Here is a 21825-nt window from a genome sequence, read left to right on the forward strand (position 1 = left end):
ATTTACTCTCTCCAATCAAATGTATTGATATCTGCATCAGAGCAGATAGTAATTCTTATTAACGTCCTGTGCGAGCACGTCTTCAAGCTCAAGTTCTGTTATCTCGTTGACCAGCTCCTGTGCAGGAAGACCGAGTTTTATTGAAAGCTCATCTATGCAGAGCGGCTTGGTATCAAGTGCGAATATGATCGAGCGCTGAGTTTCAGACAGCTCCTCAAGCATCTGCGGTGTGAGCAGCTTATGCTCATAGCGCTTATTCTTTTCCATACGCTTGACCTTTTTCTTGGAGCCTCTTTTCACAGGAGGAACTGTAGGATTATACAGATAATTCTCATTGACATCGAGTATACTCAGATCAACGGCAGAGCTGTTATCCTTATTCTGGCCATAGACGATATCAGCCGAGCTGAAAAGCGGAGTAAAGCCCTTTCTGAGAAGGTCTCTCTGCCCGAAATAGCGTGGATCAAATATATCCCCGGGCGGGACTACATACACACGCTTACCGAGTGCTGTAGCATAGCTTATATTATCAAGGCCCTTGCCCCACTCACCCTCCTGGCAGACGACAAGTGCATCTGAAACGCAGGTCATAAGACGGTTACGCAGGGTAAAAGTCCGTGGCGCATGGAGCTTTGCACAGGGTGCGAACTCTGAGATCACTGCGCCGCCCATAGCTATCTTACGATACTCTGTAAAATCGCCGCACTTATCAAGCGGCTCGGCAAGAAAGACTGCATTATCCGCCATATGCTCTCTTGCAAGGTCATTAGTCAGCTTATCAACACCGGCGGCATATCCCGAGATAAACGAGAAGCCGAGCTTTGCGAGCGGTGCTATAATATTAGGCATTATATCCTTTGTATACTGCGAAGGCGAACGTGAGCCGATAAACTGCAGTTTAGTTTTTTCATCGTTTAAAAAGTCAAGGCTACCGAATGAATACAAAACAGCAGGCGGATTAGCAAGCGCCCTGAGCTTTTCGGGATAGCCCTCACTTTCATAACAATAAATATTTATCTTTTCATTATCGCACAGTTTAAGGATACCGTCTATAAGCTCCTCGGGGAGATTCCTTGCAGCGATCATCTCCTGTTCGGTGGCGGTCTTCTCCTCATGATAATAAAGAGCGTAGAAGAAGTTTTCGGCACTAAGGTGATGTCTGAGCATTTTATATAAACGCTTACTGCCATAGCCGAAAACGAGCGACAGCTTTATCCAGCTGAGGTAATCGCCGTCAGCTTCGATCATCTTAGCACCCCTCCTTGGACATTTCCCACATAATAACTGCTGCTGCAACTGATGCATTGAGCGAATCAAGGCGGCCGTGCATATCTATAGTGACTTTTTCGTCACAGAGTGCGATATGTTCTTCACTGAGTCCCCTGCCCTCGTTACCGATAACTACAGCGCACTTTGGAGCAAACCTGTAACGGCTGAGCAGCTCGCCTTCTCTGACGACTGCCGCAACAACGCAGATGCCTGAATCCTTAAAAGCCGAGCAGACTTTCTCGAAGCTATTCTCGACATAGGTATCAGTTCTGCATATACTGCCCATGGTACTGCGTATGACCTTCGGGTTATAGAGTTCAGCGCAGTTATTTGTAAGGATAACACCGTCTGCACCTACTGCATCTGCTGTACGCAGGATAGTGCCGAGATTGCCGGGATCCTGGATATTATCGAGCACTACATAGCGTTTACCGGAAAGAGACTCCGGCAGAGGCTTATGAACAGCCCTTGCAACGACGAAAGCACCCTGGGTATTGCCTTCAAGAGACACCTTATCTGCAAGCTCCTTAGTTATCTCAAAGCAAGCCGAATTGTCAAAGTGTTCAAATACGTCCTTACCGAGGCGTTCTTCAAGATCATTTTTTGCATCATCAGTAAAGTAAAGAGACTCAACATCAAGCGAACCTTCGAGGCTTTCCTTAAGTGCATCAGCACTGCTTCGCACGCCCTCGACAACGAACACGCCCTCGGCAGAGCGATGCTTTTTACTCGACAGAAGTGCTGCAAGTCTTTTGATTTTCGGGTTATCCTTACTGCTTATAAACAAGATATTCACATCCTAATATAACACAAAACACGCAGGTCTATTAAAACTTGCGTGTCGATGTGTTTAGATCAAAGTGCAGCCTTAGCCTTTTCAACGATTGCGCTGAAGCCTGCGGGGTCGCTTATTGCGATCTCGGAAAGCATCTTTCTGTTGAGTGTGATGCCAGCCTTCTTAAGACCATTCATGAATGTGGAGTAGTTAACACCATTCATCTTGCAACCAGCAGAGATTCTTGTTATCCAGAGTCTTCTGAAGTCTCTCTTCTTCTGCTTTCTGCCGATATATGCGTACTGTCCGGACTTCATTACGGCCTGCTTAGCCATCTTGAAGTGCTTGCTCTTAGAACCGAAATAGCCCTTTGCAAGCTTAAGAGTTTTATTTCTTCTCTTACGAGTCATCATTGCTCCCTTAATACGAGCCATAGTAATTCACCTTTCCTTATCTTTGAGTTAGTTTTGGTTGTTTCCCTATACCTCGATATTATTTGTAAGGGATAAGTAACTTGACATTTGCGATATTTGAAGAATCAGCATATGCAGCGCCTCTTAGTATTCTCTTGCGCTTATGATCCTTCTGCGTAAGTCTATGTCTCTTGTTGGTGTGCTGGAACTTAACCTTTCCTGTGCCTGTAACCTTAAAACGCTTCTTTGCACCGGAATGTGTCTTGATCTTTGGCATGATTTATTTCCTCCTTAATTGTTTTTACCCGGTTTGGGAACGACGAACATCACAAGGCTTCGTCCTTCCATTTTAGTAGGCTTGTCAACAGCTCCGTACTCGGATATCTCTGCCTTGAACTTTTCCAAAAGCTCTTCACCGAACTGAGGGTGAGCAACTGTTCTTTTCTTGAAACGGACTGAAACCTTGAGCTTATCGCCGCCCTTCAAGAACTTTACAGCCTGATTGACCTTTGTCTCGAAATCATGAGTATCGATAGTTGAGGACATTCTTACTTCCTTTATATCTATGACCTTCTGATTTTTCTTTGCTTCCTTTTCACGCTTGCCCTGCTCAAAAACGAACTTGCCGTAGTCCATGATCCTGCACACAGGCGGTGTAGCCGTAGGTGCTATCTTGACAAGATCAAGATCCTTTTCATAAGCGAGCTCGAGCGCTTCCTTGGCTGATATTATTCCGAGCTGACCTCCGTCAACGTCGATAACACGAAGCTCCTTATCGGTTATCTCTTCGTTGATCTGATGTTCTTTCTTTGCTATTTTCAAACACCTCCAAATAAAACTAAAACGGGCACAGACTTAAAGACCCGTACCCGTAATATGCAAATAATATTCTTTCAAATACTATGCTATTTCGTTTTTGACCTTGTCGCTTATCGCTCGAGGTGAGAACGGATCAATGTTCTGCTTTGTTTACCAAAATATTATATCACATAGTTTTTCATTTGTCAATACCTTTTTTGAGATTTTTCAAAAAAATATTTCTCTGCCCTTTCCGAGCCAGAATGAATAGATATAACAGCTCTTGACAGGCTTATCAAGCACGAGGTCAAACGCTGCCTTATAGATGCGAAGCTGCGTCTTATACTTATCCATAGCCTGCTCATTCTCGAAACGGTCTGTCTTATAATCAACTATGACATAGCCGTCATCTTCCTCAAATATACAGTCGGCAATACCCTGAACGCAGGCGTCGGTGCCTTCATACTCCTCAAAGCCCTCGCCGAGCGAAAGCTCGGATATCGTCGCAAGGAAGCTGCGCTCACGCATTATCTCAGTGGATGCAGACATTCTCTCAAAGAAAGGAGAAGCAAAGAACATTTCAAGTGCGCTGACATAGACACCCTTAGCCTGAGCCGGGGTGAACATACCAAGAGATGTGAGCCTTTCAAGCTCATCGGAGACGCTTTGTTTTGCCTTGTCATAGTCTGCAAGCTCCATGAACAGGTGGGTGTAAGTACCACGTTCGGCATGAGACAGCCTGCCTATCTCGTCGTCAAGGCGAGGAAGTCGTGGATAGAACTCGGGGTCTTTATCGCCATAGAGCTTTTCCTGCTCAGCTCTTACTATCTCTGTGACTGACAGCTTTGATATGACCTGAGAAAGAGGGTCATTATCGTCATAGGCAAAGCCTTTGATGAGCTTTTCTGTAAGCACTTTATCAGCCGGTCTTGGTACAAAGTCCGGCAGAGCGTTTTCCCTTGGCTTTATATCAGCCGGGCGGACACTGAGCTTTGAGAGGCTGTAGACAGGTTTTATATCAAACTCGTCTTCGGTATTATCCTCAATAAAATGGACAAACGGAGCGAAGTCCTCATGGGCTGAGAGAGCTGCGACTATCCATTCTGCATAGCTGCCGCAGGAGGATACAAGGCCGCTGTCAACACCGCCGAGGGTCTCGGCTGCGGAAAGGAGCGATGAATACTTGTTAAAAGCGTTGGTCTTTTTACCGACCTTGACAGGCAGTATGATAGTCAGGCGTTCCTTTGCACGGGTAAGCGCAACATACAGAAGGCGCATCTCCTCACTTAGTTCTTTCTTAGCAAGCATGAGTGACATAGCGTCATAGGAAAGGTTAGAGCCGTTTGAAAGGTCATACACATTATGATAGCGAAGGGCTGTACCTATATCCCTGTCGATAATAAACTCAGGAAGGTCGCCTGTTCCCTTGAATTTATACTCCATATCACAGAGTATAACGAACGGGTATTCCAGACCCTTTGAGCCGTGCATTGTCTGAATGATAACACCCTCGCCTGACGAGCTGAGAGCTGCCTGCTTGAAGTCCTTCCCTGCACCGGCTATCTTTTCATAGTAGCGCAGGAAACCAGTCAGACCGCCGCTGCTGCCCGAGCTGTCATATGCTGCTGCATATTCAATGAGCATTCGCAGATTAGCACGCATCTGTGTTGAATTCTCAAATGCTGCCGCTGAAGAATAGAGGTCGGTAAGCTGATAAATCTTACCTATCAACGCTTCAAGCGGCATACTTGCAGCGTAGTAGCGAAGGCTCTTGACAAGAGCTACTGCTTTTCTGCACTTTTCTTCGAGCACGGGATCATCTACATTTATCTTGCCGGATTCACGCTCGTGGGTCTCGTCTTCTTCCTTGGAAACAGCATTCATTATCTGATAGAGCTTTTTGCGGACACCGCTGTCAGATGAATCGCACAGGAGCCTTATCGTTGTGACCTCATCAGCTGTGAAGCCCATGACCTGAGAGAGCATGACTGAAAGCATTGCAACATCATTAAACGGAGAATCAATAACTCTCAGCAGGTTTATGATAACAAGTATCTCACGGGCTCTCATATAGCCGTCGGCTGTTTCGTAGAAGGAATCAAGGCCGACTGTTTTGAGGGCGGCAGCTATCTTTGACTGGACTTTATTTGTCCTGACAAGAATACAGAAATCTGACGGGCGGCAGGGGCGCTGTTTTTTCTCGTCGCTGTCGTAAACAAGTGCGCCGCTGTCAAGCATATCACGGATATGATTAGATGCGGCGATATACTCAGGGGCTATGAAGCTATATGAGGAGCTGTCATTAGCTTGTGAGCCGTCGCTATCATCTGAGTCATCTTCTGCGCTGCTGTCATCGCCATAGGAGAAGAAAAGCACATCTGTCGGGATATCTGCGGCAGGATACTCTGCGCCGAGGTAAAGCATCTCGTCATCATCATAGGTGACATCGCCGACATCTGATGACATTATTACGCTGAATATGTCATTTACAAAATCGATGACATTTTTTCTGCTGCGGAAATTTGTACGGAGCCTGATGTTTTCGAGCTTTGCCTGATTTTCAGGGCGTTGAGTATCAGCTATAACATTTAAAAACAGCTTGGGGTTTGCCTGTCTGAAACCATATATCGCCTGCTTGACATCGCCGACAAGAAAGACGTTTGTACCCATTATGCTTATATCATCAGTCTCGGAGACGGCTCTGAAAATAAGCTCCTGAAGGTCATTTACGTCCTGGAACTCATCTATGAGTATCATTTTATAAAGGCGGCTCTTTACTATATCCTCACAAAGAGGGGTACGCACAAAGCCGGTTTCTGTCTTTTCAACAAGAAGTCTGACTGTCATATCCTCGACATCAGCAAATGAAACTGCGTTGCGTTCGAGCTTTTTCTCCCAGAGAAGCTCTCTTGTTCTGAGTGTAAGATCACATATGCCTGAATAGAGCTCGCCTGCAAAAGCAAGGCGCTGCTTCTGAACCGGGACATTGATATCGAGCATGGTGCCGAGCTTATCTATGAGCTTTTTATAAGCATCACGCTCGGTCTTGAAATGCTCGTATGCCTTATGGTATATCTGGCTCTCGTTGACATCAAAGGTCTTATCTGTCGTCTTATCGGTATAGCCATAGAGTGATGCCCACTTGCGGCCGTCACGCAGCTTATGTATCATATCGGTATCACGGTCACCGACCGCCTGACAAAACTTTGTTACAAAGGTAATATCATCATCTATACAGTCGCAAAGCTTAGGGATAAAGCTGAACGTCCTGCGCATAGCTTCATTTGTAGTCATTGCTGCCCTTGCTCTTGACAGCTTGCTTTCGGCATACTCAAAGAGCATATCTGTATAGTGTTTAAAGCCCTCATCGGTAAAGAAAAGCTCCTTCTGAGCCTGCGCAAACGACTCGGGAAAAGGCACTGAGCCAAGAACATAGCACATTTTCCTGATATGTGCTGAAAGCTGCTCGTCTGTTTCCTGGCAGAGCGAGTCGTTGAGCTTTTTCATCATCTCGGGTGAGTTTTTATAGGCTTCTTCAAGGGCTTCGTCTATAGAGCGGTCGAGCAGAAGGCTCTCGTCATCGGGCTCGATGATCTTTACATCGTCACGGATATCGAGAAGGTTGAAATTCTCCTTGACAAAGTCAAGGCAGAATGCATTTATAGTCTTTATCTTTGCAGCTGCAAGCATAGACTGCTGGCTTTGCAGCCAAAGATCATCAGGGCAGGCAGCTATCCTCTTTTCAAACTCGGAGGAGAGCTTTCTTTTCATATTCGCTGCAGCATCTGTTGTAAAGGTAACTGCGAGCAGTCTGTCAGGGGTGACGTCGTTCGAGGGGTCTGCAAGGATATCTATTACCCTCTCGACCAGAACCGTCGTCTTACCGCTGCCGGCAGCAGCAGGCACAGCTATTCCCTTGCCACGAGCGTTTATCGCCTGTATCTGTTCTTGTGTCCAACTCTGCGGCATCAGTTCTCACCCTTTCTTATCTTTTCAATACGAGCAAGCATAGCCTGCTTATCGTTTTGCTTATCAACAAGCCGGTGCTCCTTTGCAAAAGCGTTTCGGCAGACGCCCTTATAATCACACCAGCTGCACGGTGTGCCTCTGTCCTTATGGGGGTTCTTTACGGTATAGAGAGGGTCAGCCTCTATCCTGCCGTCGATGAGCTTATCGGCAGCCTCAACGAGCTTTTCTCTGGCAAACTCTTCAAAAGCCTTTATCTCCTCCTCGGAGAGCATGAGTGAAGCACCGTATTTCTCGGGAGTTTTTGTCTTTCTGTCAACGGAATACTTCAAGAACCTGTTGCCGGCGGCGTCCATAGCCTTTGTGGTTATCTCGTTATCAACAATAAGTCCGAAGCGCCTGAATTTATTATTACGGTAATCGCTGAGCGATTTTTCAAGATCACCTTTAAGGCCGGCGCTGTATGCCTTATCAGAATCCTTATCGGCGTTGATATGTATAGCCGGCATATAGAGAACACCGGCAGGCTTTACATCGCCTGTGGAATTGAGCTCATTATCATTTTCCGTGACAGCAAGGAGATAGATGAGCATCTGCAGGTTAAGGCCGTTATACAGCTCTTCGAGCTTAAGCTCCTTATAGCCGGTCTTATAGTCGATTATCCTGAGATATTTCTGCTTTTTACCTGTTTCATCTGTATGCTCATAGATATCTACTCTGTCGATACTGCCGTATACATTTATAGTATACTTGCCCTGAGAGGTGATTTGCAGGATACTGCCGCCCCCGGCCTTGCTTAAGCTATACTCAAAGCCAACAGGCTTGAACAGCGTATCAACAAGCTCATCACGGAGGTTCTTTACAACGTAGAAAGCAGACTCCTCCCACCTTTTTGTGATAAACTCAAAACGGCTGGTCTTGCCGAAATCACCGCCGAGGTCATTCTTTACATATGACAGGAAGTATTCATGTATCTTTTCTTTCAGTTCTTTATCGGTAAGAGATTTGAAACTCTCGTCATAGACTATGCTGCCGTCCGGGGCTGTCTTTGACAGTATGCCTTCAAGGCAGCTATGCACGAATGTACCACGGTTTTTAGGGTCTATCTTATTACCGGAGGGCGGAGATATCTTTAGGCCGTATTTACAAAAATACATAAACGGGCACTTATAATACGTTTCGAGCCTTGTGGCTGAAAGGTTGATACTGTCGGCGTTGAAAAGCTGTGCTGCGTGCTTTTTATCGAGCGAGAAGGGCTTTCTTGATGCGATATCAGAAAGTCTGCTGATACGGGATGAATAATCCGGGTCGGTAGACAGGGCTTCTTTAAGTGAGGAAGTAATATCGCTGCGGTCGTGGCAGCGTTCGAGGTATTTAGTATATGCACTGCCGAATGTCGGGCAATAGAAATCCACAGGCATATCCTGAGCCCTTATCTCCGTCTTACCGCCGAGCATTGAATCAACTGAGCTGAGCAATGACGAACGTCTTAAGCGGCTGCCCTTTGAATCAGTCTCATGCCAGAGAAGATACAGGCGCTGAGTTGATGATGTAAGGGCACTATAGCAGACGAGCCTTTCATGGGCAAGGCGTGCTTTGATACCACGGGGAAGCTCGATGCCGTCAGCGGAAAGGCGCTGCTTCTCACGGTCAGAAAACAGGCTGTCGCTCTTGACATCGGAGGGGAAAGCGCCGTCATTACAGTTCATAACGAAGACTGCACGCTTTGAGTTGAGTCTTGAATGAGAGGAATCGACTATCATGACACAGCCGAGCTTCTGAGGAGGAGCGGAGACTGTGATATTTGAAAACATGGTAGATATAAGCTCATAATACTGTCTGAGAGAAAGCACCTCGTCGGGGATATTTCTAAACACTGCACTTATACAGGAAACAGCAAGCTCCCACAGCTGGCGGAACTGTCTTGCAGCTATCTTCATATCGTCATCGCCACGCATAGATGCGGCCACCATTGAATAGGACTTCTGCGACAGCTCAACATCGTCGAGCAGCTTATACAACGCACGGCTTATCTCGCCGGCAGTTGCGTTAACACAGGCTGATTTGAAGCGTTCAAGAGGCTCGATGACCTTTCTTCTGATACCGTTAATTATTTCAAGATAGCGGCTGTTATCGCTTATCCTTTTATCCTTGGCTGTAAATTCATAGAGCCACATATCGCCGTCAACATTCCATTCGGTACAGTATTCTTCAAGCATTGAGGCTTCATACTCATAGCAGTTGGAAAGGCCGGATTTGATACAGCGCATGATATTCTCGGTGTTATAGCTCTTACCGAGGACGCATTTGAACAGACCCTCGAAATACATAACGAAGGAATACTGTGTTATAAGCTCAGGGCAGTCAAAGAATACAGGTATGCCGTATCGCTCAAAGACACTTGACACTGCGCTTTTATATGCGGCAGGGTCTCTTATATAAACTGCACAGTCATCAAACGAAAGCCCTTCCTCACGGGTAAGGCGTATTATCTCGGAGCAGACATATTCGCTTTCCTCATAGATATCGCAGCTTTTGACGATAGTTACATCGCTGCTTTTATCAAGCACCTTTTCAGATGACAGGAATATCCTGTCATTTATCACGCTGATATCCTTTGACACATCAGGGCAGCGGGGGGCTTGTGAATACGAGACATCAATGCCGAGCTGAACAGCATAGCTTTCAAGTTCTCTCCTTGTTTTTAGCGGCTCAGCAAACGGTGTGAGCGGAGAAGCTGCATTAGCCCCCGAGCCTATGAGCAGGCCGACTGTGACATTATCCGCCTGCGAGAGCATGACACGGATAAGTCGCAGCTCATCATAGGAGAAGCTATGGAAAGAGTCGATAAAAATATCAGTATTCTCAAAAAGGCGCTGCTTTTGTGCTATCTCGACTGCACGGACAACGCCATGGGTATTATCGCAAAGTCCTCTGCTTTCGAGCTCGTTCATATAATAAGAATAGAGCTTTGAGATATCTGTCAGCTTTTTAGAAAGCATAGAGCCGCTGCCGTCAACAGCAGCTGACAGCATCTCAGGAGTTATACCGGCAGAGCGCAGCTCCTTGATAAGAGATGTCATCTTACCGATAAACGAGCCCTTTTCAAAAGCCTTTTTATAATAAAGAGCACCGCCCTCATGCCTTAAACGTCTGATAGCAAGATACATAAGTATCATCGAGAGATTTTCATCAGCATTCTCGCCGGCAAATCCTTCGTTTTTACGGCCTATGAGTTCACAGATACGGTTAAAGCCGCCTGTTGTCAGTTTATTGAAAGCCTTGACACCGAGGTGCTTATACAGAGCTTTATCATAGTCAAACGAAAACTGGTCAGGGACTATGACAAGACATTTACGCCCCTGAGAGAGGGGGCTTTTTATTCTGTCTGCCATTGCAGATGTTCTGTCGCACAGCGCATCAGCGCATATAAGATCAAGCACATTATTCACCCGTTTCTTAATAGAGTTTTTACACGTTTGTTTCTCTATATACTATTGTACCACATAATAAAAATAAGTCAATAGACAAAACAAAAGCTGTACGATAAAACGTACAGCAAATCATAGCATCAGTCAAAAAGTTCTTTTATCAGCTCATACAGCTTAAAGCCATACTCCACATCATCGGTATCTTCATCATCGCATTCGCTGCTTGAAGGGATAGTAAGAAAAGAGCATATACAGCCATTACTTATCTCAAGACCCTGAGCACCGGCGGACGGCAGATCAAAGCTGCAAAAAGCAAGTGCAGCGGCAGTGGAAATGATAAACTTGTTCATATAAAAAAGTCAACTCCTTAATAATTTCTTACAAGGAGTATTGACATATCAGGCTAAATTATACAGCGGCATCAGTTACTGCTGTCATCACTATGTGTCACGACCTGGACACCACGCTCGTCATAGAGTACTTCTTCAAGGGTAGTAGACATCATGTAGGCACAAAAAGCAAGCAGGAGCGCAATAAAGCTGACAGCTATAAGCAGCCCCAGGCGGTATTTCATTCTTTTTTGCTTAAGCATATTTCTCACTCCAAAAGTTTTTACAATTATGATTATAACACATTTTAAGGTCAAATTCAAGTGGAGTACTGGTTTTTTGCACGAAAAATTAAACTTATGACAGTATTTGGTCTGAAAAATGGGTCAAAATTGTAGGCTTTGCTATTGAAAAGATAATAAAAATATAGTATAATACTAATAGGGCATACCGCACAATGTCGTGCGGCTGTAGGGTCTGCTTGGCAGACTCTTACGGAGTTATGCCTTTTTTTATTTGAAAGGTGAGGTAATTATGTGCGGATTTGTCGGCTTTACAAATTACATCAATGATAACGGCGACACGCTTGGAAAAATGATGGACAGGATAAGACACCGTGGCCCTGACTCTGACGGAAAGTACATTGACGAGAATGTTGCAATGGGCTTTCGCAGGCTTTCTATCATAGACCTGTCAGACAACGGCAGCCAGCCGCTTTTCAATGAAGACAGAAGTCTTGTACTGACCTTTAACGGTGAGATATACAATTACAGAGAATTAAAAGAGGATCTGCTCAAAGCAGGCCACAGCTTTTACACAAAGACTGACTCTGAGGTGCTCATTCACGGCTACGAGGAATGGGGCGAGGAGCTTTTGCAAAGGCTAAGAGGTATGTTTGCTTTTGTTATTTACGACAAAGCAAAGCGCAAGCTCTTTGGTGCGAGGGACTTCTTCGGCATCAAGCCTCTCTACTATGCTAAAATGGGCAACACATTTATGTGGGGCAGCGAGATAAAGGCATTTCTTGACCACCCGGAATTCAAGAAGGAAGTAAACGAAGATGTACTCGAAACATATCTGACTTTCCAGTACTCCCCTACTGAGGATACATTCTTCAAGGGCGTTAAAAAGCTGCCTGCTGCGCACTGCTTCACATATGAAAACGGCATACTCGATGTAAAGAGATACTGGGAGATCAAATTTGACGCTGACGAAAAGCCCACGCTTGAAGAATGGGTAAACAGGATATCAGACACCTTCAACAATTCAGTAGAGGCTCACAAGATCGCTGATGTTGAGGTTGGTTCTTTCCTTTCAAGCGGTGTTGATTCGAGCTATGTTGCAGCTGCTGCAAATGTTGACAAGACATTCACTGTAGGCTTCGGCGAGGACGAGAGATATAATGAGATAGGCTATGCCAAGGAATTTTCAAAATACATCGGCAAAGAAAACACGAGCGAGGTAATAGACCCGAACGAATACTGGGGTAACCTGCCTATGATACAGTATCACATGGACGAACCGCTCGCAGACCCGGCAGCAATCGCACTGTTCTTTGTATGCAGGCTTGCATCAAAGAGCGTAAAGGTATGTCTTTCGGGCGAGGGCGCTGACGAGATATTCGGCGGCTACACTATCTACAAAGAGCCGACAGATGTTGCGATTTACAACCACATTCCGAGGCCTATCAGGCGTGGTATCGGTGCTGTGTGCGAGAAGCTGCCGCAGAAGAGAGGCGTAAATTTCCTGGTAAGGCGCTCACGCAACCTTGATGAGAGGTTTATAGGCAATGCGTATATGTTCTCTGAAAAAGAGAGAAAGCAGCTTTTAAAGATAAAGACCAATGCTCCCGATGCAATGCAGATAACCAAGCCTTTCTACGACAAGGTAAGAGACAAGGACGCACCGACACAGATGCAGTATCTTGATCTGCACCTCTGGATGACCGGTGACATTCTGCTTAAGGCTGACAAGATGAGCATGGCTCACTCGCTGGAGGTCAGAGTGCCCTTCCTTGACAGAAAGGTAATGGACATGGCAGAGGGAATACCTGTACGCTACAGAGTCAACAACGAGAACACAAAGTATGCGATGAGAATTGCAGCCCTTAAGGACTGCCCTCCTCAGACTGCAAACAAGCCCAAGCTCGGCTTCCCTGTTCCGATAAGAGTATGGCTCAAGGAAGACAAGTATTACAACATCGTAAGAGAAAAGTTTGAGAGTGACATATCAAAGCACTACTTTGACACTGATATGCTCATTAAGCTGCTTGACGAGCACAGAGACGGCAAGTTTGACAATTCAAGAAAGATATGGACAGTGTTCTCATTCCTTATCTGGTATGATGTTTACTTTAACGACAAGTGGGAATTATAAAAAATATCGCCTCACCATAGCGGTGGGGCGATTATTTATTCCTGCCTTTTATCTTATCCCAGTAGGCTTTAGATGCCTGTTCGTTCTTATTCTCACCGTAGGTATAATAGGTCTTATTCTTAAGGCTGTCGGGGAGATACTGCTGTTCGACCCAATGATTTGGGTAATCATGCGGATATAGGTAGTGCTGACCCTTTATTGCAGCACCCTCACCGTCAAAATGCTTATTCTGCAAATGTCGTGGGAAATCGCCTGTGATACCCTTTCTGATGTCAGAGAGGGCAGCATCAACTGCAAGGTAAGCGCTGTTTGATTTAGGAGCGGTAGCAAGCAGCACAACTGCATCAGCAAGCGGTATCCTCGCTTCGGGGAGGCCGAGCTGCATAGCGCTGTCAACACAGGCTTTGACTATCGCAATAGCCTGCGGATAAGCAAGGCCTATATCCTCACTCGCTATTACGAGCAGGCGGCGTGAAAGTGATATTATATCGCCGGCTTCAAGGAGCTTGGCAGCATAGAATATAGCAGCGTCCGGGTCAGAGCCACGGATAGATTTCTGTAGGGCTGACAGCTCATCATAGTGCTCATCTCCTGCCCTGTCGTAGCGCATATTACTGCGCTGAGTAAGGGTCTTGACTGTTTCCATACGCACGGTGAGCGTTTCGCCGTCGTTATCTGCTGAAAGAGCGCAGAGCTCGACAGTGTTGATACTCTTTCTTACATCGCCGCCGCAGCCTCTTGCTATATGCTCGACAACGCCGGGCTCCAGCCTTAGCTTCATACCTATATCATCTGCTGCGAGCTGGAAGGCACGCTTGATAGCAGGAATGATATCCTCAGGGGTCACAGGCTTGAACTCAAACACGGTAGAACGGCTGATTATCGCATTATACACATAGAAATACGGGTTCTCGGTAGTTGAGCTGATAAGGGTTATCTTTCCGTTTTCTATATATTCAAGGAGCGACTGCTGCTGTTTTTTATTGAGGTACTGTATCTCATCAAGGTAGAGCAGGATACCGTTATAGCCCATAAGCGTATCAGTCTGCGAGATGATATCCTTAATATCGTTGACTGAGGCAGATGTACCGTTGAGCTTACACAGCTGCATATTGGCATTCTCGGCGATTATCCTGGCAACAGTCGTCTTGCCAACGCCTGATGAGCCATAGAATATCATATTGGGGATAGTGCCGCTCTCAATTATCCTTCTGAGCGGTCTTCCCTCGCCCAGAAGCTCACGCTGGCCTACGACCTCGTCGAGAGTTTTAGGGCGTATCCTGTCCGCAAGGGGGGCCGGCATTACACGTTCTCCTTCCCTATCATATCAATATCAAACGGAGTTCTCTGGTATACGCAGTAATTGAGCCAGTTTGCATACATAAGGTTTGCCGAGCACGACCAGTTGAATATCGGTTTATTCTCGGTGTCATTATCAGGGAAATAGTTATACGGAAGGTCTATCTTAAGGCCTTTTTTCTTATCTCTGAAATACTCCTTTGCAAGAGTACGCCTGTCATACTCCCAGTGACCGAAGACGTAGAAATTGCGCTCGATCTTATCTGACACGACATGAACGCCGGCCTCGAATGATTCTGCGACAACTATAAGGTCATCGACCTTTTCTATATCCTCACGTCTTACCTCGGTATGTCTTGAATGCGGGCAATGGAAAACATCACCGAAACCACGCAGAAGGAGGCTCTTAGGATATTCGATATGGTGTTTGAAATTACCGAACATCTTAGCTTCGAGGGGGTATTTCGGTATACCGTAGCGGTGATACAGCGCCGCCTGAGCGCCCCAGCAGATATGCAGCGAGGAGAAGACATTGGTCTTAGCCCACTCAAACACATCACAGAGCTCGTCCCAGTAGTCAACTTCCTCAAAGTCAAGCTGCTCGACAGGTGCGCCTGTTATGATGAGGCCGTCATACTTATTCTCACGGACTTCATCAAACGACTTATAGAAAGCGAGCATATGCTCCTGAGGGGTATTCTTTGACACATGGTTCATCTGCACAAGGTCGATGTCAACGTGCAGAGGGGTATTACTCAGAAGTCTGAGCAGCTGCGTTTCAGTGGTTATCTTATCGGGCATAAGGTTGACTATAGCTATCCTGAGCGCTCGGATATCCTGATGAGCTGCTCTGTCATTGGGAATGACGAATATATTCTCCTTCTCAAGTGCCGCAAAGGCAGGAAGATCATTTGGTATCTTAATAGGCATTAAGCATCAGTCCTTGTAAATATAATGTATTATATTATTATAGCATACTTTTTTGCATTCTGCAAGGGGTGAGCAAGCTTTTGAAAAACATCTCATTTCAGCAGATATTCATAAACGAATTCCATAAAGTACCAGTATACAAAAATTCCCGCAATAATAAGCATAAACAGCTTTTTCAGAATACCGAGAAATATCTTTTTCCAGTATCTTTTATCGTAATAGTCACGTTCAAGACAGACTGTTCTATGGTCTTTTCTGTCAACTACTATATCTATCGGCAGGTCTTTTTTAAGTGCTTTTCTGAATGCTATATCATCAGCATCGGCGTCATCATCAAGTATATAGCTGTGTTTTTCCTTATCCTTTGAGGCACCGCCACGAACCATTCTGTCATAGTACAGAACGGGAAAAAGGTCGATACGGGCAAGGTGTCTGCTGTTATCTTCAAGATGATACTCTATACGAAGAGTCATATACTCGGTATAAAGGTAGTTTTTCTCTTTTTCGGGTCTATCCCGGACAATTGCTTTTATTTCAGGGTCTGCAAAATCAACGGAAATGAGCCTGCCTGTAGTTTTTTCTCCTCTTATTTTAAGAAAAAGCGGTCTGATATCCTTTCTGACAAACTCGATAGTATTTCCGAGATATAAAATAAAGCCGACAATATAAAGTATAACATAAAACAGATCAAAAAAAGCGTCGCTATTCAATATTCTGACACGTCCTTTTAAAAATGCTCCCCCGAATGACCGAGGGAGCAGCAAATGTTATAAATTATTCGTAAAGCGGATACTTCTTGCAGATCTCAGTAACGCCTGCACGGATCTCATCAGCCTTATTATCAAAATCAGAAGCTGTGAGGTAAATGAAGTGAGCTATCTTCTCCATATCCTCCTCAACAAGACCTCTTGTTGTAACAGCAGGAGTACCTATTCTGACACCGCTTGTTACGAACGGCTTTTCAGGGTCGTTGGGGATAGCGTTCTTATTGACTGTGATGAACACCTCATCGAGCTTCTTTTCGAGCTCCTTACCTGTGATGCTGAAGGGACGGAGGTCAACGAGCATGAGGTGGTTATCTGTACCGCCTGAAACAAGGTCAAAGCCCTTGGAGAGAAGACCCTTTGCAAGAGCCTGTGCGTTCTTAACTACCTGCTCACCGTAAGCCTTGAACTCAGGCTTAAGAGCTTCGCCGAGGCAGACAGCCTTAGCAGCGATAACGTGCATAAGAGGGCCGCCCTGTGTGCCGGGGAATATTGATTTGTTTATCTTCTTTGCTATTTCCTCATCATTTGTGAGTATCATACCGCCTCTGGGGCCACGGAGCGTCTTATGAGTTGTAGTAGTTACTACATCAGCATAAGGCACGGGAGACTGGTGCTGGCCGGCAGCTACAAGGCCTGCGATATGAGCCATATCTACCATGAAATATGCGCCGACTTCCTTAGCGACCTTAGAGATACGCTCAAAGTCGATAGCTCTCGGATAAGCAGAAGCGCCAGCTACGATGAGCTTGGGTTTATTCTCCTTAGCGAGCTTTTCGAGTGCATCATAATCTATAAAGCCTTCATCTGTAAGGCCATATGAAACGAAGTTATAGTTCTTACCGCTCATATTTACAGGTGAGCCGTGTGTAAGGTGGCCGCCGTCAGCGAGAGACATACCCATTATTGTATCGCCAACCTCGCAGAGTGCGAAATAAACTGCCATATTTGCCTGTGCGCCGGAATGGGGCTGAACGTTTGCAAACTTAGCGCCAAAGAGCTTACAAGCTCTCTCGATAGCTATATTCTCTACAACGTCTACGCACTCGCAGCCACCGTAGTATCTCTTAGCCGGATAACCCTCTGCATACTTATTTGTAAGAACAGAGCCCATAGCAGCCATAACAGCAGGAGAAACGATATTCTCACTTGCGATAAGCTCAAGATTTCTTCTCTGTCTTGCAAGCTCAGCGTCCATTGCCTTGCTTACTTCTTCATCAAACTGGCCTACAAAGCCGATAGTATCAACTATTTTCATTTTATGTACCTATCCTTTCGACATTATTTGAAAAATGCTACCCTTTTATTATAACTTATTTTCACCAAAAAGGCAAGAGGAAAAACAGAAAATTTATAAAAAATATCCGCCCCGAAGGACGGATATAATAATTTATGCTGATTTTCTCTTGCCTCTTACTATCTCAGGCTCTGCATCACCGTTGACGCAGTCCTCAGTGATAGTGATAGAAACTATAGTCTTATCGGCAGGGGCTTCAAACATTATCTTGGTAAGGATACCCTCTACGATAGCACGAAGGCCTCTTGCGCCGGTCTTCTGTTCAATAGTCTTCTTAGCTATAGCTGTCATAGCATCGTCTGTTACATTGAACTCGATACCGTCCATCTTAAAGAGCTTGGTATACTGCTTGATAAGCGAATTCTTAGGCTCTGCAAGGATACGACAAAGAGCAGGCTCGTCGAGTTCTTCAAGCACTGTGATAACAGGAAGTCTGCCGACAAGCTCAGGAACGATACCGAACTTCACGAGGTCATGAGGAACGACCTTTTTGAACACATCGTTATCATTCTTCTTATCCTTGATATTGCCGCCGAAGCCGAGGCTGGAGGAATCTGTTCTCTTTTTGATAACAGCTTCAAGGCCGTCGAATGCGCCGCCGCAGATAAAGAGGATATTCTTGGTATCTATCTGAATGAACTGCTGCTGGGGGTGCTTTCTTCCGCCCTGAGGAGGAACGTTTGAAACTGTACCCTCAACTATCTTAAGAAGTGCCTGCTGAACGCCCTCGCCGCTGACATCACGGGTGATAGAGGTGTTCTCAGACTTTCTTGATATCTTATCTATCTCGTCGATATAGATTATACCTCTCTCGGCAGCTTCTACATCGAAATCGGCAGCCTGGATAAGTCTTGTGAGCACGTTCTCAACGTCATCACCTACATAGCCTGCCTCGGTAAGAGTGGTAGCATCAGCTATAGCGAAAGGAACATTGAGCAGTCTTGCCATAGTCTGAGCAAGCAGGGTCTTACCTGTACCTGTAGGACCAAGAAGGAGGACGTTGGACTTCTGTATCTCTACATCGTCCTCATTGCCTTCCTCGTTGGAAAGAATTCTCTTATAGTGGTTATACACAGCGACTGAGAGGGCTATCTTAGCCTCGTCCTGACCGATAACATACTCATCGAGCACCTTCTTTATCTCGGTAGGCTTAACGAGCTTTATACCGCTCTCTTTAGCTTTTTTTATCTCCTTGACCTTTGCGGGAGCCTTAGCGCCTTTATTCTGCTTTGCTAAAATATCATAGCAGAACATAACACATTCATCGCAGATATGATTATCACCTGCTGAAAACAGGTTCTCGACTCTTGTTTCAGGCTTTCCGCAGAAGTTACATCTTTTAATGTCAGCCATTTTACACCGATCCTTTTTACTGTCTGTTGGTTATTATCTTATCAATAAGACCGTATTCGAGCGACTGCTCAGCAGTCATATAGTTATCTCTCTCAGTGTCGATATTGATCTGCTCGATAGGCTTGCCGGTATTCTGGGCAAGGATACGGTTCATTTTTTCTCTTGTTCTCACGAGGTGGTCGGAGTGTATCTTGATATCGGTACACTGGCCGGAAAGGCCGCCTGAGATAAGGGGCTGATGAATGAGTATCTCGCTGTTGGGGAGCGAGAATCTCTTACCCTTAGCACCGCTCGAAAGCAGGAAGGAACCCATTGATGCCGCCATACCTATACAGATAGTAGAAACATCGCACTTGATATAATTCATTGTATCATATATCGCCATACCGGCTGTTATAGAGCCGCCAGGGCTATTGATATAAAGGTCGATATCCTTATCAGGATCCTGACCCTCGAGGTAGAGAAGCTGTGCTACTACCACGCTTGCAACGTTATCGTCGATAGCATCGCAAAGCATTATGATTCTGTCATTGAGAAGCCTTGAAAAGATATCGTAGCTTCTTTCTCCTCTGCTTGTCTGTTCAACTACATAAGGTATAAGTGCCATATTAGAACCTCCATACATAAAATGACATTTTTAGATATTTCTCTTTATAGACAATTTCGCCCGCAGAGCGAGCGAAACCGGATTATCTTATACTATTAGTCCTGCTTGATAACAGCAGCGTTCTTGATGATATCAACTGTCTTGGAAACAGCAATATCCTTCTTAAGCTCCTCAGAGCCTACGAAAGTCTTAACCTGCTCAAGCTCGAGCTGGTAGTTATCTGCCATCTTCTTGAACTCTTCCTCAATCTCGTCATCTGTTACCTGAACATTCTCAAGCTGGGAGATCTTCTCAAGAGCAAGGCGGAGCTTGACCTGCTTTTCAGCCTGCTCAGCATATGCTTTCTTTACAGTGTCGATAGTCTGGCCTGTATACTGGAGATACATATCAAGTGAGATGCCCTGAGGACGAAGTCTCTGCTCGAGCTCGGAGACCATCTCATTTGTTCTGTTATCGAACATCTCCTGCGGGATATCAGCCTTAAGGAGCTCGATGACCTTATCGAATACTGCGTTCTCAACGTCAGCATCAGCCTTCTTCTCAGCATTTTCCTCGAGCTTCTTCTTAACGTCTGCCTTGAACTCATCAACAGTCTCGAACTCTGTAGAATCCTTTACCATTTCGTCATCAAGCTCAGGAAGCTCCTTCTTGGAGATAGCCTTAAGATTGATCTTGAATACAGCAGGAGCGCCCTTAAGATCCTCTACCTGATACTCCTCAGGGAAAGTAACATTGATCTCGAAGCTCTCGCCGGCGTTATGGCCAACGATCTGATCCTCAAAGCCGGGGATAAACTGACCGCTGCCGAGGTTGAGCTCAAAGTCCTCAGCCTTGCCGCCGTCGAATGCTACGCCGTCCTTAAAGCCCTCGAAGTCGATAACAACGTCATCGCCGAGCTCTGCTGCTCTGTCGTCAACTGTGATTATTCTAACATTCTTTTCTCTGAGCTTATCTACTTCCTTAGCTACATCGTCATCTGTAACAAGAGCAACTTCCTTTGTTACCTCGATACCCTTATAGCCGTCGATCTCTACCTCAGGCTTAGTAACAACCGTAGCCTTGAGCTTTACGCCGACTTCCTTGGATATCTCCTCAACATCTACCTGGGGCTGAGCAACGATATCGAGCTTGGACTCATCGAGTGCGCTGTTTACTACAGGGCCGTAAACGAGGTTTACTGCATCCTCAAAGAAAACATTATCGCCGTATGTCTTTTCGATTATCTTTCTGGGAGCCTTGCCCTTTCTGAAACCGGGGATAGCTATATTCTTTCTTGCCTTAAGATATGCCTTCTGGAGAGCTGCCTCGAACTCCTCAGCAGATATCTCTATTGCAAGCTCATACTTATTTGCCCCAACATTATTTACTGACTTTAAACTCATTTTAGATTTCCTCCATTTATAAATATATCCATAACATTATACCATATCGGGAAAGATTTTTCCAGTATTTTTTTATATTTTGGCACTTTGCACAATATTTGTTATATCAAGTGGTACAAATTTAAGATAATCAGCAGAAACAAGCCGCATTTGTATGCCATTATAAAGGCCATTGACTGATTTTGAGTGTGCCACACCGCCGTGAAGGTGGCCATAGAAACAATACCTGATATTATGTTTCATAAGCACATCGAATATCTCAACATTGACGCTGTCGGCAAATACAGGCGGATAGTGCAGAAAAACCACCGGAACGAGGCCCTGTATCTCCGCTGCCGTGATAGACACTTCGAGGCGCTGAGCCTCACGTTTTAAGACCTTTACATCATCAGGGTCGCCCGTTTCGTTTATCCAGCCACGGGAGCCGCAGATACCTATTCCCTCATACTCAAAGCAGTTATTATGCATTATATGAAGTGTGTCAAAGCCGTTAGCCTGAAAGAAGTCTTCCATTTTCTTACGGGAGTTCCAGAAATAGTCATGATTGCCCTTTGAGATTATCTTACGGCCGTTGAGCCTGTTGATAAAGTCAAAATCAGCTTTTGACTGTTCAAGGTTCATGCCCCATGAGATATCACCCGGGATAACCACTGTATCATCAGGGCTGACAAGGCGCTGCCAGTTTTCTTCAAGGCGCTGCACATAATTATCCCAGCCGCCGAAAATATCCATAGGCTTATCAACACCTAATGAAAGGTGAAGATCGGCAATAACGAACAAAGACAAACAAACGCCTCCTTTTTTGAAAGAATAAAAAGCGAAAAACCGCACACAAT

At 45.4% G+C, this 21825-nt stretch carries 18 protein-coding genes; 1 reads left to right on the forward strand and 17 read right to left on the reverse strand.

Annotated features, from left to right (window positions below):
* Positions 1-36: 36 nt before the first annotated feature.
* The 9 genes from CD05_RS0107240 to CD05_RS20555 all read right to left on the reverse strand — a co-directional run bounded on the left by CD05_RS0107240 (position 37) and on the right by CD05_RS20555 (position 11244).
* Entirely contained in the window at positions 37-1248 is a 1212-nt protein-coding gene (locus CD05_RS0107240; RefSeq protein WP_028509938.1) for a DNA-processing protein DprA, read from the reverse strand.
* A 1-nt stretch (position 1249) separates the two neighbouring features.
* Positions 1250-2056 carry an RNA methyltransferase gene (locus CD05_RS0107245; protein WP_028509939.1) on the reverse strand — a complete coding sequence of 269 codons (807 nt, stop codon included), beginning with the start codon at positions 2054-2056 and terminating at the stop codon, positions 1250-1252.
* A 68-nt stretch (positions 2057-2124) separates the two neighbouring features.
* A complete protein-coding gene (gene rplT, locus CD05_RS0107250; RefSeq protein ID WP_028509940.1) occupies positions 2125-2478 on the reverse strand; it encodes a 50S ribosomal protein L20 in 354 nt (117 codons plus the stop codon).
* 58 nt (positions 2479-2536) lie between these two features.
* Entirely contained in the window at positions 2537-2734 is a 198-nt protein-coding gene (rpmI, locus tag CD05_RS0107255; RefSeq protein ID WP_028509941.1) for a 50S ribosomal protein L35, read from the reverse strand.
* Between the two features lie 14 nt (positions 2735-2748).
* On the reverse strand, positions 2749-3279 hold the full coding sequence (gene infC, locus CD05_RS0107260; protein WP_028509942.1) for a translation initiation factor IF-3: 531 nt from the start codon (positions 3277-3279) through the stop codon (positions 2749-2751).
* Between the two features lie 204 nt (positions 3280-3483).
* Positions 3484-7224: a UvrD-helicase domain-containing protein gene (locus CD05_RS0107265; protein WP_028509943.1), complete on the reverse strand. Its 3741-nt coding sequence runs from the start codon at positions 7222-7224 to the stop codon at positions 3484-3486.
* Positions 7224-10664: a PD-(D/E)XK nuclease family protein gene (locus CD05_RS0107270; protein ID WP_028509944.1), complete on the reverse strand. Its 3441-nt coding sequence runs from the start codon at positions 10662-10664 to the stop codon at positions 7224-7226. The genes CD05_RS0107265 and CD05_RS0107270 overlap by 1 nt, the downstream gene beginning before the upstream one ends.
* Positions 10665-10792: 128 nt before the next feature.
* Positions 10793-11002, reverse strand: coding sequence for a hypothetical protein (locus tag CD05_RS0107275; protein WP_028509945.1), 210 nt, complete (start codon positions 11000-11002; stop codon positions 10793-10795).
* 71 nt (positions 11003-11073) lie between these two features.
* The gene (locus CD05_RS20555; RefSeq protein ID WP_156947343.1) at positions 11074-11244 is read right to left on the reverse strand and encodes a hypothetical protein; all 171 of its coding nucleotides are present in this window, start codon (positions 11242-11244) and stop codon (positions 11074-11076) included.
* Positions 11245-11515: 271 nt separating this feature from the next.
* Here CD05_RS20555 and asnB point away from each other — a divergent pair, with 271 nt between their 5' ends.
* A complete protein-coding gene (asnB, locus tag CD05_RS0107285) occupies positions 11516-13357 on the forward strand; it encodes an asparagine synthase (glutamine-hydrolyzing) (protein ID WP_028509946.1) in 1842 nt (613 codons plus the stop codon).
* A gap of 31 nt (positions 13358-13388) precedes the next feature.
* Here asnB and CD05_RS0107290 read toward each other — a convergent pair whose 3' ends face one another.
* From CD05_RS0107290 to CD05_RS0107325, 8 genes are all read right to left on the reverse strand, one after another.
* Positions 13389-14660 (reverse strand): replication-associated recombination protein A, encoded by a 1272-nt coding sequence (locus CD05_RS0107290; protein ID WP_028509947.1) that lies wholly within the window; start codon positions 14658-14660, stop codon positions 13389-13391.
* Complete coding sequence (gene metA / locus CD05_RS0107295) at positions 14660-15586, reverse strand: homoserine O-succinyltransferase (RefSeq protein ID WP_028509948.1); 927 nt, start codon at positions 15584-15586, stop codon at positions 14660-14662. Before metA ends, CD05_RS0107290 begins: the two co-directional genes overlap by 1 nt.
* Before the next feature lie 92 nt (positions 15587-15678).
* Positions 15679-16296: a hypothetical protein gene (locus CD05_RS0107300; RefSeq protein ID WP_028509949.1), complete on the reverse strand. Its 618-nt coding sequence runs from the start codon at positions 16294-16296 to the stop codon at positions 15679-15681.
* 64 nt (positions 16297-16360) lie between these two features.
* Positions 16361-17608 carry a serine hydroxymethyltransferase gene (gene glyA / locus CD05_RS0107305; RefSeq protein ID WP_028509950.1) on the reverse strand — a complete coding sequence of 416 codons (1248 nt, stop codon included), beginning with the start codon at positions 17606-17608 and terminating at the stop codon, positions 16361-16363.
* A gap of 132 nt (positions 17609-17740) precedes the next feature.
* Positions 17741-19000 carry an ATP-dependent Clp protease ATP-binding subunit ClpX gene (gene clpX, locus CD05_RS0107310; protein WP_028509951.1) on the reverse strand — a complete coding sequence of 420 codons (1260 nt, stop codon included), beginning with the start codon at positions 18998-19000 and terminating at the stop codon, positions 17741-17743.
* 16 nt (positions 19001-19016) lie between these two features.
* A complete protein-coding gene (clpP, locus tag CD05_RS0107315; protein ID WP_028509952.1) occupies positions 19017-19607 on the reverse strand; it encodes an ATP-dependent Clp endopeptidase proteolytic subunit ClpP in 591 nt (196 codons plus the stop codon).
* A 95-nt stretch (positions 19608-19702) separates the two neighbouring features.
* Entirely contained in the window at positions 19703-20989 is a 1287-nt protein-coding gene (gene tig / locus CD05_RS0107320) for a trigger factor (protein WP_028509953.1), read from the reverse strand.
* 72 nt (positions 20990-21061) lie between these two features.
* Positions 21062-21775: a metallophosphoesterase gene (locus CD05_RS0107325; RefSeq protein ID WP_028509954.1), complete on the reverse strand. Its 714-nt coding sequence runs from the start codon at positions 21773-21775 to the stop codon at positions 21062-21064.
* Positions 21776-21825: the final 50 nt, after the last annotated feature.

This window comes from Ruminococcus sp. NK3A76 (assembly GCF_000686125.1).
In the GTDB taxonomy this organism is placed as follows: Bacteria; Bacillota; Clostridia; order Oscillospirales; family Ruminococcaceae; genus NK3A76.